The 16,161-nt window shown below is 72.1% G+C and carries 19 protein-coding genes; 13 read left to right on the top strand and 6 right to left on the bottom strand.

Annotation, left to right across the window (positions count from 1 at the left end; all coding sequences use genetic code 11):
• Positions 1-21 precede the first annotated feature (21 nt).
• From ACZ6NZ_RS26895 to hisF, 9 genes are all read left to right on the top strand, one after another.
• The gene (locus ACZ6NZ_RS26895) at positions 22-192 is read left to right on the top strand and encodes a hypothetical protein (RefSeq protein WP_167362522.1); all 171 of its coding nucleotides are present in this window, start codon (positions 22-24) and stop codon (positions 190-192) included.
• A gap of 13 nt (positions 193-205) precedes the next feature.
• The gene (hisH, locus tag ACZ6NZ_RS26890) at positions 206-838 is read left to right on the top strand and encodes an imidazole glycerol phosphate synthase subunit HisH (RefSeq protein ID WP_465860820.1); all 633 of its coding nucleotides are present in this window, start codon (positions 206-208) and stop codon (positions 836-838) included.
• 36 nt (positions 839-874) lie between these two features.
• Positions 875-1,198, top strand: coding sequence for a hypothetical protein (locus ACZ6NZ_RS26885; RefSeq protein WP_355007656.1), 324 nt, complete (start codon positions 875-877; stop codon positions 1,196-1,198).
• A 14-nt stretch (positions 1,199-1,212) separates the two neighbouring features.
• Positions 1,213-1,938, top strand: a complete 726-nt coding sequence (gene priA, locus ACZ6NZ_RS26880) for a bifunctional 1-(5-phosphoribosyl)-5-((5-phosphoribosylamino)methylideneamino)imidazole-4-carboxamide isomerase/phosphoribosylanthranilate isomerase PriA (RefSeq protein WP_357202526.1) — start codon at positions 1,213-1,215, stop codon at positions 1,936-1,938.
• Positions 1,935-2,324 (top strand): RidA family protein, encoded by a 390-nt coding sequence (locus ACZ6NZ_RS26875; protein ID WP_465860819.1) that lies wholly within the window; start codon positions 1,935-1,937, stop codon positions 2,322-2,324. Before priA ends, ACZ6NZ_RS26875 begins: the two co-directional genes overlap by 4 nt.
• Before the next feature lie 80 nt (positions 2,325-2,404).
• Positions 2,405-2,851 carry a MarR family winged helix-turn-helix transcriptional regulator gene (locus tag ACZ6NZ_RS26870; protein WP_465860818.1) on the top strand — a complete coding sequence of 149 codons (447 nt, stop codon included), beginning with the start codon at positions 2,405-2,407 and terminating at the stop codon, positions 2,849-2,851.
• A gap of 5 nt (positions 2,852-2,856) precedes the next feature.
• Positions 2,857-3,288 carry an organic hydroperoxide resistance protein gene (locus tag ACZ6NZ_RS26865; protein WP_465860907.1) on the top strand — a complete coding sequence of 144 codons (432 nt, stop codon included), beginning with the start codon at positions 2,857-2,859 and terminating at the stop codon, positions 3,286-3,288.
• 47 nt (positions 3,289-3,335) lie between these two features.
• Positions 3,336-4,331: an NADP-dependent oxidoreductase gene (locus ACZ6NZ_RS26860; protein ID WP_465860817.1), complete on the top strand. Its 996-nt coding sequence runs from the start codon at positions 3,336-3,338 to the stop codon at positions 4,329-4,331.
• A gap of 73 nt (positions 4,332-4,404) precedes the next feature.
• Positions 4,405-5,172 (top strand): imidazole glycerol phosphate synthase subunit HisF, encoded by a 768-nt coding sequence (gene hisF / locus ACZ6NZ_RS26855; protein WP_366608752.1) that lies wholly within the window; start codon positions 4,405-4,407, stop codon positions 5,170-5,172.
• A gap of 183 nt (positions 5,173-5,355) precedes the next feature.
• On the opposite strand, the gene ACZ6NZ_RS26850 is transcribed toward hisF, so the two are convergent.
• Positions 5,356-5,604: a hypothetical protein gene (locus tag ACZ6NZ_RS26850; protein WP_366608751.1), complete on the bottom strand. Its 249-nt coding sequence runs from the start codon at positions 5,602-5,604 to the stop codon at positions 5,356-5,358.
• A gap of 174 nt (positions 5,605-5,778) precedes the next feature.
• Between ACZ6NZ_RS26850 and ACZ6NZ_RS26845 the strand changes: the two genes are divergently transcribed.
• Together ACZ6NZ_RS26845 and ACZ6NZ_RS26840 are read left to right on the top strand one after the other, a co-directional pair.
• Positions 5,779-6,996, top strand: coding sequence for a helix-turn-helix domain-containing protein (locus ACZ6NZ_RS26845; RefSeq protein WP_465860816.1), 1,218 nt, complete (start codon positions 5,779-5,781; stop codon positions 6,994-6,996).
• Between the two features lie 11 nt (positions 6,997-7,007).
• On the top strand, positions 7,008-7,550 hold the full coding sequence (locus ACZ6NZ_RS26840; protein WP_465860815.1) for a GNAT family N-acetyltransferase: 543 nt from the start codon (positions 7,008-7,010) through the stop codon (positions 7,548-7,550).
• 42 nt (positions 7,551-7,592) lie between these two features.
• Here the strand turns inward: ACZ6NZ_RS26840 and ACZ6NZ_RS26835 are convergent, their stop codons facing one another.
• Both ACZ6NZ_RS26835 and yczE read right to left on the bottom strand, forming a co-directional pair.
• On the bottom strand, positions 7,593-8,054 hold the full coding sequence (locus tag ACZ6NZ_RS26835) for a hypothetical protein (protein ID WP_366608748.1): 462 nt from the start codon (positions 8,052-8,054) through the stop codon (positions 7,593-7,595).
• A gap of 100 nt (positions 8,055-8,154) precedes the next feature.
• Entirely contained in the window at positions 8,155-8,826 is a 672-nt protein-coding gene (gene yczE, locus ACZ6NZ_RS26830) for a membrane protein YczE (protein ID WP_366608747.1), read from the bottom strand.
• Positions 8,827-8,885: 59 nt separating this feature from the next.
• On the opposite strand from yczE, the gene yczR reads away from it, so the two are divergent.
• Positions 8,886-10,340 carry a MocR-like transcription factor YczR gene (gene yczR / locus ACZ6NZ_RS26825; RefSeq protein ID WP_465860814.1) on the top strand — a complete coding sequence of 485 codons (1,455 nt, stop codon included), beginning with the start codon at positions 8,886-8,888 and terminating at the stop codon, positions 10,338-10,340.
• 63 nt (positions 10,341-10,403) lie between these two features.
• On the opposite strand, the gene ACZ6NZ_RS26820 is transcribed toward yczR, so the two are convergent.
• From ACZ6NZ_RS26820 to ACZ6NZ_RS26810, 3 genes are all read right to left on the bottom strand, one after another.
• Positions 10,404-12,230 (bottom strand): AMP-dependent synthetase/ligase, encoded by a 1,827-nt coding sequence (locus tag ACZ6NZ_RS26820; protein ID WP_465860813.1) that lies wholly within the window; start codon positions 12,228-12,230, stop codon positions 10,404-10,406.
• A gap of 137 nt (positions 12,231-12,367) precedes the next feature.
• A complete protein-coding gene (locus tag ACZ6NZ_RS26815) occupies positions 12,368-13,315 on the bottom strand; it encodes a terpene synthase family protein (RefSeq protein ID WP_366608743.1) in 948 nt (315 codons plus the stop codon).
• A 127-nt stretch (positions 13,316-13,442) separates the two neighbouring features.
• Entirely contained in the window at positions 13,443-14,072 is a 630-nt protein-coding gene (locus tag ACZ6NZ_RS26810; RefSeq protein WP_465860812.1) for a TIGR03085 family metal-binding protein, read from the bottom strand.
• A 172-nt stretch (positions 14,073-14,244) separates the two neighbouring features.
• On the opposite strand from ACZ6NZ_RS26810, the gene ACZ6NZ_RS26805 reads away from it, so the two are divergent.
• Positions 14,245-16,128, top strand: a complete 1,884-nt coding sequence (locus ACZ6NZ_RS26805) for an ABC transporter ATP-binding protein (RefSeq protein WP_366608741.1) — start codon at positions 14,245-14,247, stop codon at positions 16,126-16,128.
• Positions 16,129-16,161 lie beyond the last annotated feature (33 nt).

The raw sequence follows: 16,161 nt of genomic DNA, 5'->3' as shown, positions 1-16,161 counted from the left end.
CGTGAATGAAGGGCGGCTCTGATGGGTGCCGCGTTGCCGACGTTGCTGCTGATCCTGGCCGGGGTGCTGGTGGGCGGCACCTGGTCGCTCTACCGGCAGGGCGCGCCCAAGGCCGCCGTGCTGATCACCGCGGCGCTCGCGGTGCTCGCCACCGTCGCCGGGGTGCTGCGGCTGCTGCCGGAGAACGGGTGATCGGGGTGACGACATGAGTGACGTGGTGGTGCTCGACTACGGCTCGGGCAACCTGCGTTCGGCGGAGCGGGCGCTGGCCGCCGCCGGAGCGGACGTCCGGGTGACTTCCGACCTGGCCGCGGCGGCTGCCGCCGACGGTCTGGTGGTGCCCGGTGTGGGCGCGTACGCGGCGTGCATGGCGGGGATCGAGGCGCTGGGCGCCGGCCCGGTGATCGCCGAACGGGTGGCCGCCGGCCGGCCGGTGCTCGGAATCTGCGTGGGCATGCAGGTGCTCTTCGAGCACGGTGACGAGCACGGCGTGGTGACCAAGGGGCTGGGGCTGCTGCCCGGCGGGGTGACCCGGTTGGCCGCCACCCGGTTGCCGCACATGGGCTGGAACACGGTCCGGGCTCCGCGGGAGTCGGTGCTGTTCGCCGGGTTGACGGAGCAGAGCCGGTTCTACTTCGTCCACTCGTACGCGATGGGCGACCCGGCGGCGTTGGCCGCCGCCGGTGCCGCGGTGACCACCGCCCACCACGACACGGATTTCGTCGCGGCGGTGGAGCGGGGCTCGTTGTCGGCGGCCCAGTTCCACCCGGAGAAGTCCGCCGACACCGGTGCCGCGCTGTTGCGCAACTGGCTCGCCACGTTGCCCAGCGGTGACTGAGCGCCGTCGCGCGGTGCCCGGGCGAGGGGCGTCGCGGTGAGCCGGGAGCGCGCCCGCCGACGGGCCGAGCGGGAGGCGGAGCAGGCCCGGGAACGGGCGGTCCGGCAGCGTCAGGTCGCCCGCCGGCAACGGCGTCGCGCGGTGGTCCGCAGTCTGACGCCGCGGCTGCGGCGGGGTCGCTCCGGGCGGCTGGCCCGGCACACTCGGGGTGAGCGGGCCGCGATCGTGCTGCTCACCGGCGCGGCGTTGCTGCTGATCTGGACGTTTGTCGACAACCTGGCGTTGCGTATCGCGCTGATCGCGCTCTTGCTGCTCGTACTGCCGGCGATCGTGGTGATCGCCCTGGACCGTCGTACCTGATCGAGGAGAAGACCTTGAGCCTCACCCTGTTACCCGCGGTGGATGTCGCTGACGGCCGGGCCGTCCGGCTCGTGCAGGGCGCCGTCGGAAGCGAGAGCATCTACGGCGACCCGTTGGACGCGGCGCTGGCCTGGCAGCAGGACGGCGCGGAGTGGATCCACCTGGTCGACCTGGACGCGGCCTTCGGTCGGGGCACCAACGCGCACCTGCTGGCGGAGGTGGTGCGCCAGTTGGACGTGAAGGTGGAGCTCTCCGGGGGCATCCGTGACGACGAGTCGCTGCGCGCGGCGCTGGGCACCGGGGCGGCCCGGGTGAACATCGGCACCGCCGCCCTGGAGGACCCGGTCTGGTGTGACCGGGTGGTCGCGGAGTACGGCGACCGGGTGGCCATCGGGCTGGACGTGCGGGGCAACACCCTGTCGGCGCGGGGGTGGACCCGCGACGGCGGTGACCTGTACGAGGTGCTGGAGCGGCTGGACAAGGCGGGCGCGAGTCGGTACGTGGTCACCGACATCACCAAGGACGGCACGATGCGCGGGCCGAACCTGGATCTGCTGCGCGAGGTGTGTGCCCGTACGGACCGGCCGGTGATCGCCTCGGGCGGGGTGTCCACGCTGGACGACCTGCGGGCGTTGGCGACCCTGGAGTCGGCCGGGGTGGAGGGTGTGATCGCCGGCAAGGCGCTCTACGCGGGCGCCTTCACGGTGGCCGAGGCGCTGCGGACGCTGGCCGAGGCGTGACGACGACCCGACTGGGGTCGGGCGGCCCGTGGGAGCAGCGCTACGGGTACTCCCGGGTGGTCCGGGCCGGTGAGTGGGCGTGGACGGCCGGGTGCACGGCAACTGTGGACGGCCGGGTGGTGCACGTCGGTGACCCGGCCGCACAGATGGCGCAGGCGCTGCGGATCGGGCTGGCGGCGCTCGCCGAGGTGGGTGCGGAGCCGGGGGACGTGGTCCGGACCCGGATGTACGTGACGGACCGGCTGCACGCCGACGAGGTGGGTCTGGCGCACAACGCGGTCTTCGGCGCGGTCCGGCCGGTGGCGACCCTGGTGGTGGTGGCCGCTCTGCTGGACCCGGAGCACCTGGTCGAGGTGGAGTTGGAGGCGTACCTCGGCGATCGTTGAGGTGATCGCCCTGGCGGCACCTGAGGGGTCCCGTAGTCCGATAAGTTGTGCACAACTTAATTGTGGGCTACGGTTCGGTGGTGACGGATGACCTGGTGCTGCGCCGGCAGGTGTGCTTCGCGCTCTACGCCGCGTCGCGCGCACTGACCGACGTCTACCGGCCGATCCTCGACGAGGTCGGGTTGACCTACCCGCAGTACCTGGCGCTGCTGGTGCTCTGGGAGCGCCCCGACGACGCCCCGACGGTGTCCGAGTTGGGCACCGAGCTGCGCCTGGACTCCGGCACGCTCTCCCCGCTGCTCAAGCGGCTGGAAGGGGCGGGCCTGGTGGTGCGACGGCGGTCCGCCCTCGACGAGCGGCGGGTCGAGGTGGGCCTCACCGAGCAGGGCCGGGCGCTGCGCGAGCGGGTCGGCGATGTCCCGCTGCGCATCGCGCAGGCCACCGGGCTGGGCTTCGGCGAACTCGTCGCGCTGCGCGACACCCTCACCCGGGTCACCGACACCATCCACCGACAGAAGGAGCAGTGACCACCATGCAGGTTGTCTACACCGCGTCCGCGACCGCCACCGGCGACGGCCGGGACGGCCACGTCGAGACCTCCGACGGCACGTTCGCACTCGACCTGGCAGTGCCGAAGGAGATGGGGGGCGCGGGCGGCGCGGCCAACCCCGAGCAGCTCTTCGCCGCCGGTTACGCGGCCTGCTTCCACAGCGCGCTGCGGCTGGTGGCGCGCCGGGCCAAGGCCGACGTGACCGGCTCCGTGGTCGCCGCCGAGGTGGGCATCGGCCCGAACGGCAGCGGCGGCTTCGGGCTCACCGTGCAGCTCGTCGTCGACCTGCCCGCCGCGCCCCGCGAGGTCGCCGAGCAGATCGTCGAGCAGGCCCACCAGGTCTGCCCGTACTCCAACGCCACCCGTGGCAACGTCGACGTCACCCTCACCGTCCGCGAGACCCTGTCCGCGTGACCTCGCGGCCCCAGGCCCCCACCCGCGGACGAGAGGACGACCACCCCATGACCAGCAACCGTGAGATCCACCTGGCCAGCCGCCCCCAGGGCTGGCCCACCGACGACACCTTCCGGCTCGTCGAGACCGAGGTGCCGACGCCCGGCCCGGGCCAGATCGTGGTCCGCAACCAGTACATGTCCGTCGACCCGTACATGCGCGGACGGATGAACGACGTCAAGTCGTACGTGCCGCCGTTCGCGCTCGACGCGCCGCTCGACGGTGCCGCGATCGGTGAGGTGGTGGCCAGCGAGTCGGCGGACGTCGCCGTCGGGACCACAGTCCTGCACGGGCTGGGCTGGCGGGAGTACGCGCTGCTCGACGCCGCCGCGGCCCGCCCCGTCGACCCGAGCATCGCCCCGGTCAGCGCCTACCTGAGCGTGCTCGGGATGACCGGGTTGACCGCGTACGCCGGTCTGCTGGAGGTGGCCGCGATGAAGCCCGGCGAGACGGTCTTCGTCTCCGCCGCGGCCGGCGCGGTGGGCAGCCTGGTCGGCCAGATCGCCAAGCTCAAGGGCGCCGGCCGGGTGATCGGCAGCGCCGGCTCGCCGGCCAAGGTCGAACGGCTGCGGGCGCTGGGCTTCGACGCCGCCTTCGACTACCACGACGGGGTCCGCGAGTCGCTGCGTGAGGCCGCCCCGGACGGCGTCGACGTCTACTTCGACAACGTCGGCGGTGACCACCTGGAGGCCGCGATCTCGGCCATGAACCTGCACGGTCGGGCCGCCATCTGCGGCATGATCGCGCAGTACAACGCCACCGAGCCGCCGGCCGCGCCGCGCAACCTGGCGATGGTCATCGGCAAGCGGCTGACCCTGCGTGGCTTCCTGGTCAACGACCACAACGACGTGCGGGCGGCGTTCGTGCGCGACGTCTCGGGTTGGCTGCGCGACGGCACGCTGTCCTACGACGAGACGATCGTGGACGGCATCGAGAACGCCCCGGCCGCGTTCCTCGGCCTGCTGCGCGGCGACAACCTCGGCAAGATGCTCGTCAAGGTGTGACGCAGCACTCGTGTACGGCGGTCGACCCGAGCGGGTCGACCGCCGTCGCGCGTGCGGAGGATAGGCTCGCGGCATGACGGTGGCGGTACGGGTGATCCCCTGTCTGGACGTGGACGCCGGGCGGGTGGTCAAGGGGGTCAACTTCCTGGACCTGCGGGACGCCGGCGACCCGGTGGAGCTGGCCGCCGCGTACGACCGGGCCGGCGCGGACGAGTTGACCTTCCTCGACGTCACGGCGTCCTCCAGCGACCGGGGCACCATGCTCGACGTGGTGCGCCGCACCGCCGAGTCGGTGTTCATCCCGCTGACCGTCGGCGGCGGGGTCCGGCAGGTCGCCGACGTGGACACGCTGCTGCGCGCCGGTGCCGACAAGGTCGGCGTGAACACCGCCGCCATCGCCCGTCCGGAGCTGATCGCCGAGATCGCCGACCGGTTCGGCCGGCAGGTGCTCGTGCTCTCCCTCGACGTGCGGCGCTCGCCGAACGGCGGCACGCCCAGCGGCTTCGAGGTCACCACCCACGGGGGTCGGCGCGGCACCGGCATCGACGCCGTCTGGTGGGCGCACCGGGGCGCCGAGTTGGGCGCGGGGGAGATCCTGCTCAACTCGATGGACGCCGACGGCACCAAGGCCGGCTTCGATCTGGAGCTGATCGCGGCGGTGCGCGCCGTGGTGGACGTGCCGGTGGTGGCCAGCGGGGGCGCCGGCGAGGTGGCCCACTTTCCGCCGGCGATCGGCGCCGGCGCGGACGCGGTGCTCGCCGCCAGCGTCTTCCACTTCGGCGAGCTGACCGTCGCCGAGGTCAAGGACGCGCTGCGCCTCGACGGCCACCCGGTGCGCTAGTCAGGCGGGCCACCGTCCGCGCCGGGCCCAGGTGGTACGCGTCGTGCGCGATCAGATCCGCGAACGCTCCCGCCCATGCCCAGCACCGGGCGCATGTGCCGCAGATCGGGCATCGCCCCTTTCGCTGCTCATGCTCGTCCAGAACCCGCCACCATCGAGCCAGCTGCTCCGGGCTGGGCGCACTCACCGGGCTCCATCCGTGTTCGCCTGGATGGCCGCGACGGACACCTGCGCCTCGAAGCACCACCCCCCAGCACAATCCGGTACGGGGCCAGCGCACGTGTGCCCACGCAACCGCACCATCCCGTCGACATGCTGGGGGTCCACCACCACCGCCCACACCAGCTCGTCGCGGTTGGTCGGGTTCGGGCTGATCTCCCACGCCAGCAGGTGCAGCGGGGTGCCCGCAGGCACCTGAAGGTTGTCGGTCATGTTCGGCTCCGAGGGCGAGGGGTGGACATCACCGAAATGGCAGACACAGATCCCGCCGATCCCGTGGGAAGCTGCTGCGCCAGATGAACTGATACGTCGAGCGTGGCCGATAAGCTGGGCCTATGGCAGGTGTGCGCGGTGTGCACACGCTCCTGCACACGCTGGAGGTCGGAGATGGACACCTTCGGGCAGCTACTCAGACGGCACCGCGAGAGCGCCGGGCTGTCTCTGCGGCAGCTCGGGTCGCTCATCCACTTCCAGTACAGCCACATTGCTCAGGTGGAGCGTGGTGGACGCCGTCCCACCGCTGCGCTGGCCGTGGCCTGCGATCGGGCCCTGGACGCTGACGGCGCGCTTGTCGAGGCATACCGGACCGACCGTGCCGGTGCCACCGACATGCACAGACGCACCATGCTGCGGGCCATGACCACCTTGGCCGCCGCCCCCGCCGTCGCACCTCTGGCAGGGTTCGAAGCCCTTCGCCACGGCCTCGGCGACGCGGTGACGCCCGACCATGACGAGTGGGAGCAGATCGCGGCCGAGTACGGCCACAGCTACTACCGGCAAGCGCGTCCCACGCTGATGGCCCAGCTGAGAGCCGACCTAACCGTGCTGCAACACCAGGTCGCAGCCGACACTGGTCGGCACCGACCTGGTCTTCTGCGAGCTGCCGCGCGCCTATCCGTCATCGTCGCGTTGAGCCTTGTCGCGTCGGGGCAGAACGTGATGGGTCGCCGCTGGTGGCAGACCGCCCATCGCATTGCCGGCGAATCCGCGGACAGCGACACTCGAATGTTGGTGCGGGCATGGGATGTGGTCAACGGCTGCTACGACGGACGCCGACCGTCGGTGATCGTCGCCCTTTCGGACAAGGCGTTGCCTCTGCTGGGCCGAGAAGCCACGTCGGCGGCGTGCGGGTTGCTCGCCGGCCGCGCCCAAGCCCTGTCGTTGGCTGGGCGGCACACGGAGGCGGTGGCGACGGTGCGGCAACTCGCCGACCTGGCCCAGCAGCTACCAGCCGCGATCGCGAGCGACGTGGAGTCGTTGTGGGGGTGGCCGGAGCATCGGCTGCACCACACCGAATCGTGGGTGTACACGCACGCTGGCCGTCTGGTCGACGCGGAGGCCGCGCAGGAGCGGGCCCTCGACCTGTACCCAGCATCGCAGGCGCGGTTACGTGCGCAGGTGCAACTGCATCAGGCTGCCCGGCTCGTTCGGGGTGGGCACATTCCCGACGGGTTGCGGCACGCTGCCGACACTCTCGACGCGCTGCCAGTCCGCCTCCACAACCACCTGCTGCGGTCGGTGGCCGCCCAGGTCACGGCTGCCGTACCCCCGGCCGAGCGGTCAAGGCCGGCGTTCGCGGATCTCGCCGACCGGGTTCGGGCTTAGGCTCATCCGCCATGCCGGTGACGTACAGCGTGCACACCGCCGAATCGGCCGAGGCGGTGTTTTCGGCGCTGGTGAGTCTGTACGCGGTCGTCTACGCCGAGCCACCGTACTCGGAGGGACCGGAGCAGGTGGCCGGCTTCGCCAATGGTTTGCCCGACGAGACGCGACGCGACGGGTTCATTCTTGTCGTTGCCGAGGACGCAGGCGTGCTGGTGGGTGCGGCGTACGGATGGAGGTTGCCAGCCGGCCGTTGGTGGACACGCGCCGACAACGAGCCTTCTACTGATCTACGGGCCGCCGACAAGTTCGCGGTGATGGAGTGGATTGTGCATCCGGACCGGCGCGGTGCGGGTATCGGCGCGGAACTCATCCGTCGGCTCCTCGACGGGCGGTCCGAGCGGTGGGCAACCCTCGCGTCCAACCCGGCGGCACCGGCCCGCGCCGTCTACCAGCGCGCGGGATGGCAGCACGTCGGCTGCTCAGCGATGCCCGACGGCACACCCATGCACCTGCTGGTCCTGCCGTTGCCCGTTGCGCCGGTCCGGCGTCGCTGATTCCCGCCGCCCCCGCCGGGTCGAGGATCGCGACGACAGGGCTCAGCGCTCGCCGGAGTGCCCCTCCGGTGACCGACGCGGGGTGGGAATCGAACGGACCGCGTACTCCTGGACGGCGGCCGCGTGGTCGGCCTCGTCCAGGATCCAGTCCGCGTTGCCGGGCGCGTGCCGGCGGGTCAACACACCCTGCACGGTGTCCACTGTGGTGGCCACACCCGCGCGCGGGCGGGTACGCCACAGCTGCTCACCCTCGGCGGTGATCCGGAACCAGCCGTCGGCGACGCTGACCAGCCCGGCGCCGACCAGCCGCTGGACCGCGGCCTCCACCTCGTGTCGCTGCGGAATCGCATGGTTGAGGTGGTCGGCTGTGGAGAGCACGTCGGTCAGGCGGACGCCCTCCGGCCGCCGGCTTGTCGCCGACCGACGGTGCCGTCCGGCGCCGCTCGCGATGACGAGCGACACGAAGATCCAGGCGTCGTTCCAGCGCCAACCGTTCTCCCCCATGCACAGATGATGACGGCGCGCGTCGCGGAAGGGAACACCCACCCACGAACCGGTGCGCGGTACCACCCCCACGTACCGGTTCGCGGACGGTCGGTGAGGTTCAGCCGGCCGGGGCGGCCGGCGCGGAGTTGCCCGGCGGGGGCGCGGCAGTGTCCGGTGCGGCGGCCTCCGGCACGGCGAACAGCGGAATGAAGAACTGGGCCAACGGACCGATGGCCAGCGCGTACGCGACGGTCCCCAGGCCGACGGTGCCGCCGAGCAGCCAGCCCAGCGCCAGCACGGTGACCTCGATGACGGTGCGTACCAGTCGGATCGAGAGGCCGGGCCGGCGGGCCACGTACCCGGTCATCAGACCGTCGCGGGGGCCGGGGCCCAATCGGGCGCCGAGGTAGAGAGCGGTGGCGGCGCCGTTGGCGACGATCCCGCCGACCAGCATCGCGATCCGGGCGCCGAGCGGGCCGCCCGCGGGCAACAGGACCAGTGTGGCGTCCACGACCAGGCCGATCACCACGACGTTGCTGACCGTGCCGAGGCCGGGGCGCTGCCGCAGCGGGATCCAGAGCAGCAGGACCAGCGCGCCGACGGCGATGGTGACAGTGCCGAAGGAGAGCCCGGTCCGCTTGGAGAGCCCCTGGTGGAACACGTCCCACGGGTCGAGGCCCAGGCCGGAGCGGATCATCAGGGCCATGCTGACGCCGTAGACGATGAGCCCGAGGTAGAGCTGGACCAACCGTCGAACCGGCCGGTGCCGCAGATTGCCAAGCAGTGCCATGCGTGCCACCCTAGGTGCCAATCCTCGTCGAGGAAGAAGCCAATATTCGAGGAGTGGCTATGAACGGGCAGGTGCGAGGCGTCCAATTGGCCCGTCTGCTCGGGCAGTGGCATGCCCTGCCGGGCCGCCGCCGCAGCCCCGACTACGCCGCGCTGGCCGGCTCGGTGCGCGGGCTGCTGGCCGACGGCCGGCTGCCGCTGGGCGTCCGCCTCCCGGCCGAACGGGAGCTGGCCGAGGCGCTGCGGATCAGCCGGACCACGGTCACCGCCGCCTACCGGCAGCTACGCGAGACCGGGCACCTGGCCAGCCGGCGGGGTGCCGGCAGTTGGACGATGCTGCCCGGCAACCACCGGGTGGCCAGCACCGGCCTGTGGACCCCACTGGACGACCGGGAGATGCTCGACCTCGGCGTCGCCGCGCTGGCCGCGCCGCCGCAACTGCTCTCGGCCGCACGGGCCGCCGCCGAGGACCTGCCCCGCTACCTGAACGGGGCCGGTTACCACCCGACCGGCATCATCGAGCTGCGCGAGGCGGTGGCCGACGGGTACACCGCCCGGGGCCTGCCCACCTCGCCCGACCAGATCATGGTCACCAGTGGCACCCAGCACGCGCTGGATCTGGTGCTGCGGCTCGCCCTGGCCCCGGGCGGCACCGTGCTGGTCGAGTCCCCGACCTACCCCAACGCCCTGGCCGCCCTGGCCGGTCGTCGGGCCCGGATCAGCACCCACGGGCTGGCCGCCGACGCGGGCTGGGAGCCCGACCTGCTGCTGGGCAGTCTCCGCCAGACCCGACCCAAACTGGCCTACCTGATCCCCGAGTTCCAGAACCCGACGGGGCACCTGATGCCCGCCGCGCTGCGCGAGCGGGTGGTGGCCGCCGCGCACGCCGTCGGCACCGATCTGATCATCGACGAGTCCTTCGTGGACCTGTCGATGGACGGCACCGAGGTGCCACCCCCGGTCGCCACCTACGACCGGCACAGCCGGGTGATCAGCATCGGCGGGATGAGCAAGCCCTACTGGGGTGGCCTGCGGATCGGCTGGGTGCGCGCGTCCGCGCCGCAGGTGCAGCGGCTGGCCGCCGTGCGGGTCGGGGTCGACATGGCCAGCCCGGTGCTGGACCAACTGGTCGCGGTGCACCTGCTCGTCCACGCCGAGGCCATCGTCGCCGACCGCCGCGTCCAGTTGGCCGTCCAGCGCGACGCCCTGCTCGGCGCGCTGACGCACCAACTGCCGGAGTGGCGGGTCACCGTGCCGCGCGGTGGCGTGACGCTCTGGGCCGAGTTGGACGGACCGGTCTCGAGCGCGCTGGCCCGGGCCGCGGACGAGGTCGGCGTACGGCTGGCTCCCGGCCCCCGGTTCGGCCTGGACGGCACCCTGGAGCGCTTCCTGCGGCTGCCCTTCACGCTGCCCGCCGCGGACCTCGTGGAGGCCGTCGGGCGTCTCGCGGCGATCCGCTACGACCTGGACCGGGCCGGCCGCCAGCGGTGGCGCGAGCCGGCCGTCATCGCCTGAACGTCGCTGCCCCGAACGCCGGTGGCCCCGCACCCGAGCGGGTACGGGGCCACCGGCGACGCGTCAGAGCTCGGCGAGGGTGCCGGCGTACATCCGGTCGATCTCGGCGGCGAAGTTGCTCTCCACCCCACGCCGCTTGATCTTCAGCGACGGGGTGATCTCGCCGTCCTCGATCGTCAGGTCGCGCGGCAGGATGGCCACCTTCTTGATGGTCTCCCAGCGGTTGAGCTTGGAGTTGAGCTGGGCGACGTACTCCTCGACCATCGTCTGGGCCTCAGCCGACGCGACGATGTCGGTGTAGCTGCGCCCCTCCAGTGGGCCGCCGGCGACCCAGCCCCGGATGGCGTCCGGGTCCAGGGTGACGAGCATCGTGCAGAAGTTGCGGGCCTGACCGACCACGACCGCCTGCGAGGTGTACGGGCAGATGGCCTTGAACATGCCCTCGATGTGCGACGGCGCGATGTACTTGCCGCCCGAGGTCTTGACCAGGTCCTTCTTGCGGTCGGTGATGCGGAGGTAGCCCTGCTCGTCCAGGGTGCCGATGTCACCGGTACGGAAGAAGCCGTCCTCGGTGAACGAGGCGGCGGTCTCCTCCGGCAGGTTGTGGTAGCCCCGCATCACCGGCCGACCCCGCACCAGGATCTCCCCGTCGGTGTCGATCCGGCACTCCAGGTCGCCCATCGCCCGCCCCACCGTGCCGATCCGCAGACCGTCCGGCGGGTTGACGAAATTGCCCGCGCTCGTCTCGGTCAGGCCGTAGCCCTCGGAGATCGGCAGGTTCGCGGCGGCGAAGAAGGTGGCGATCTCCGGGCTGAGCGGCGCGGCACCGGACACCAGCACCCGCATCCGGCCGCCCAGACGAGCCTGGAGCTTGCTGAACACCAGCTTCTCGGCCAGCCCGTAGCGCACCTTCAACCCGGCCGGCACGGGCTTGCCGGCCTGCTCCAGGGTGACCTTCTCCTTGCCGACGCCGACGGCCCAGCCGAAGATCTTCGCCTTCGCGCCGCCGGCGCCCTGCGCGGTGGTCACCGCCTTGTTGTAGACCTTCTCGAACACCCGGGGAGCGCCGCACATCAGCGTCGGGCGGATCACCGAGAGCAGCTCGACCAGCTTGTCCACCCGCCCGTCGACGTAGGTGGGCAGGCCGACGTGGATGGCGCCGCAGAGCAGGGTCTTGCCGAACGAGTGGGCCAGCGGCAGCCACAGGTACTGCAGGTCGTCGTCGCGCAGCAGCCCGACCTCCGCCTGCGCGACCGCCTCCCAGCACCAGCCGCCGTGCAGCAGCTCGACGCCCTTGGGCTGGCCGGTGGTGCCGGAGGTGTAGATCAGGGTGGCCAGGTGGTCCGGGCCGATGCCGGCCACCAGCATGTCGATCAGCTCCGGCTCGGCGGCCAGCGCCTGGGTGCCGCGCTCCTCCAGGTCGGCGAGCGTCAACTGCGCGACAGGGGCCTCCGGGTCGACCGCGCCGTCGAGAAGCACCACGTGGGTGAGCGCGGGCAGGGTCGCCCCGGCGATCTTCGCCGCCTGGGCCGGGTTCTCCGCGAACAGCACCTTCGACCCGGAGTCGGCGATGATGTACGTCGCGTCGGCCGGCTCCGTGGTCGGGTAGACGGTGGTGGTCGCGCCGCCGGCGCACATGATGCCGAGGTCGGCGATCACCCACTCCAGCCGGGTGTTGGCGAGGATCGCGACCGGGTCCTCCTGGCCGACGCCCAGACCGTGCAGGCCGGCGGCGACCGCCTTGGCGCGCTGACCGACCTGAGCCCAGGTCAGCCAGGCCGGCCCCGAGTCGTCGGAGTTCGGGGACGCGAACGCGTGCCGGTCGGGGGTGGCCGCCACGCGCTTGAGGAACATGTCCGGGATGGAGCGGTACGGTACATCGAGAGCCATCGCTGTAGCCGCCTTCGGGGGTGGTGGCGTGACGGTCGTCACGTCATAATGGTTACCGAACAGTATTGCCTGTCACCGTGCATCGGCTAGCCCTGGTGATCGTCCGGCCGGCCCGTCTCACCAACCGGTACGGCCGATCAGGCGTACCGGGCGGCCATCACCGACCAGTCGTAGGTGGCCCGGACCCAGTTGCGCCGAGCGGCCAGGGCGTCGCGGATCCCGTCGTCGGCGGTGGTCCGCAGCGCCTCCTCCGCGTCCAGGTACGTCGCCAGACCCTGGTTGAACCGGTGTGCCGCACTCCGGAGCGCGGTCACCTCGTCCGCGTCGCCGTCCTGGGCGAGCACCGTGACGAGGTTGTGCGCGTCCGGGTCGGCCTGGCTCTCCTTGCCGTAGGAGAAGAGGTCGTTGCACCAGCAGACCAGGTCCACCGCCAGCAGATCCAGGGCAACCAACCCCGGGTTGGCGCGCTGGGTCGGCCCGGAGGGCCGCGTCGACGCCAGGTCGGTCAGGGTGAGGCAGGGATGAACGCCCCCGATGTGCCGGCGCAGCTGCACGTACTCCGCCACCTCGGGTACGCGCCGACGCTCCCGGTTGCCCGCCTCCCAGAGCAGCGCCAACAGGTACTCGCGCATCTGGCTGACGAACCGCAGCAACAGCCCGGCGTGATCGTGCAGTCGGGTCCGGCGGCAGAGGTCGTGCAGCGCGTCGCCCAGTGGCCCGACGGCGGGCGGTGCGACGTACGGGTCACCGCACCGGTCCAGCACGTCGAGCAGTGTGCTGATCGCCGGGCCCAACCGGACCGGGTCGGCGCCGAGGCCGTCCTCGTCGCAGGCGTCATCCATGACGAAGAGCCAGCTGATCAGGTCAGTGAGCAGCCGCAGGCCCTCCGCCGAGCCGTCCAGGCAGGCGCGACCGGCCAGGCCGGCGGCGTCAGCCCGTTCCAGGCGGTGCACGCGCTGGCTGGAATCGACCAGCCCGAACGTCCGCGCCCAGTCGATGCTCTCGCCTGCTACCTGGTCGGTGGCCTCGTGGCGTCCCGTGGGAAACGGGGGTTCCCGCAGCGCCGAAATCGCGAAGTCCCGCACAGTGAGCCCCCACTCCGTGCCGCCCGGCGCGGAGCGGCGCGGTGAAGCGTACGGGAGGAGGTATCTGCATGTTTCGCTGGGTGTGGGAAATTCCACAGCCGTTCGGTGACCGTTTACGTACAGCCAGTCACATCCCCAGGTCGGCGGTCCGCAACCGTTGAGCCGTCTCCGCCGAGCCGTTCAGTTGGACCCGGGCCACCCGTTGCCGGCCGGAGAAGAACAGCACCAGCTCGGCCGGGGGCCCGACCAGGCGCAGTGGCTCACCACCGCGACCGAGGGAGACCTCTCCGTGGCCGGGCGCCTGCACGTAGAGGTCCGCCGAGAAACGCCGCAGCGCCAGCCGAGCCATCGGGGCCGCGCGTTTCCAGAGGGCGCTCTGCAGGCCGGTGGCCAGCTCGCGCGGCTGCCACCCGGAGCCGGCTCGCCGGACGTCCTCGTGATGGATGAAGAACTCCATCGTGTTGGCCAGCTCGTCGGTCAGCGGGTTGCTGATCGGGCTCCACAGCGGCGGTCGGCGCACCTGTGCCACCAGCTCGGGGTAGGGCCGTGCGGCGAGTCGGCGACGGACCCGCTCGGAATAGCCGCGCAGCGGCGGCAGCAGGATCCCACCCGCCGCGTCCGGACGACGCTCCCGCAGCACCAGATGCGCGGCGAGGTCGCGGGTCGCCCAGCCCTCGTTGACAGTAGGGGCGTCCGGCCCGAGGGCCAGCAGAAGATCGGCCAGCGCCTCGCGCTCGGCTCGGGCGTACCGCGGCATGGCCCGATCGTAGGCCCGGTGGCCGCTCGGCGCGCGGCGGCGGACGCCGGTCGGCACCGGGAGCACGCCGCCGTCCGGTACGTGATGGTCGACATATCCGGTCAGGGTCGGCGGCACTGGCTCCGACCGGTAAGGATGAGGGAGATAATTGCGGCTTACGGCGGGGGAGAGCGTGGCGAGCAAGACAAGTCGGGACGTTCTCAGTCGAGGGCTGGGGGTCCTGCGGCAGGCGATCCGTGAGCAGCCGCGGATCTTTTCGGTGGCGGTCGTCGGCAGCGTGCTCTTCGGCGGGATGATCATCGTCAGCGCCCGGGTCGTCGGGTCGGTCATCGGTGAGGTGGCGCTGCCGGCCATCGAGCGCGGCGAGGTGGGCGCCGGCACCCTGGCGCTGGCCGCGGCCGCGTTGTTCGGGATCAGTGTGCTGCGGGTGGCGGGCATCTTCGGCCGCCGGCTCGGCGCCGGCTACATGCAGTACCGCCTTCAGGCCTCCTACCGCCGCAGGGTGACCCGTCGGTACCTGGAACTGCCGCTGTCCTGGCACCACCGCAACTCCACCGGCACCCTGCTGTCCAACGCCAACTCCGACGTGGAGGCGGCCTGGTACCCGATCGCGCCGCTGCCGTTCGCCGTCGGCACGTTGGTGATGCTGGTCGGGGCGATCGTGTCGCTCTTCGCCACCGACTGGGCGCTCGCCCTGGTCGGGCTCGCGGTCTTCCCCGCCCTGTTCGCGCTCAACGTCGTCTACTCCCGCCGGATGGCGCCCCGGCAGGCCCGGGCGCAGCGCCTACGAGCCGAGGTCAGCGGCATCGCCCACGAGAGCTTCGACGGCGCCCTGGTGGTCAAGACGATGGGCCGCGAGGCCCAGGAGACCGCCCGGTTCGCGGGCCGCGCCGGAGAGCTGCGCGACTCGCTGATCGCGGTCGGCCGGCTGCGCGGCATCTTCGACCCGCTGCTGGAGACACTGCCCAGCCTCGGCACCCTGGCCGTACTGGTGGTCGGCGCGTTCCGGTTGCGCCAGGGCGCGATCAGCGTGACCGAGCTGGTCAGTGTGGCCTTCCTCTTCACCGTGCTGGCCTTCCCGGTGCGGGCGATCGGTTGGGTGCTGGCCGAGCTGCCGCGCAGCGTCGCCGGCTGGGACCGGGTGCGCCGGGTGCTCGACGCCACCGGCGAGATGCCGTACGGGCAGCGGGTGCTCGACCCGGACGCCGCCGGCCCGGCCACCCTCACCTTCACCGACGTGCACTACTCCTACCCGCCGGCCGAGGCGCACCCGCCCGGCGCGCAGGTCCTCGGCGAGGTCGGCTTCACGGTGCCGTCCGGTCGGACGGTGGCCCTGGTGGGGCCCACCGGGGCCGGCAAGTCCACCATCGCCTCGCTGGCGGTGCGTCTCGTCGACCCGGACTCCGGCACTGTGAGCCTGGACGGTGTGGACGTGCGCGAGCTGACCTCCGTGTCGTTGGCCGGCACCGTGGCCCTGGTCGCCCAGGTGCCCTTCATCTTCGACGACACGGTCCGCGCCAACATCGCCCTCGATCGGCCCGGTGTGGACGACGAGGTGGTCTGGGCGGCGCTGCGGCTGGCCGAGGCGGACGGTTTCGTCGCCGCGCTGCCCGACGGTCTGGACACCATGGTCGGCGAGCGGGGCACCTCGCTCTCCGGCGGTCAGCGGCAGCGGCTCACCCTGGCCCGCGCGCTGGCCGGTCGACCGCGCCTGCTGGTGCTGGACGACGCGACGAGCGCTGTCGACCCTCGGGTGGAGGCGGCCATCCTGGCGGGGCTGCGCTCCTCGACCACGCAGGCGGGTGTTCCCGCCGCGTCGATCCTGGTGGTGGCGTACCGCCGGGCCACCATCGCGCTCGCCGACGAGGTCATCTACGTGGAGCAGGGACGGGTGGTCGCCCGCGGCACCCACAGCGAGTTGTTGGCCACCGTGCCCGGCTACGTCGACCTGGTCACCGCCTACGAGCAGGCCGAGGTGGAGCGGGCACAGGAGAGTTCCTACGGCGACGACGTGGCGCCGCTGCCGTCGGGCCTGGAGATCGAGGTGGACCGGTGAGCGCGAGGAGTGCAGCGGAGCGGAGCCCCGCAG

This window comes from Micromonospora sp. NPDC047756, assembly GCF_055587245.1.
Note: the sequence above shows the minus strand (reverse complement) of the source record. Positions and strands in the feature narration are given on the sequence as shown.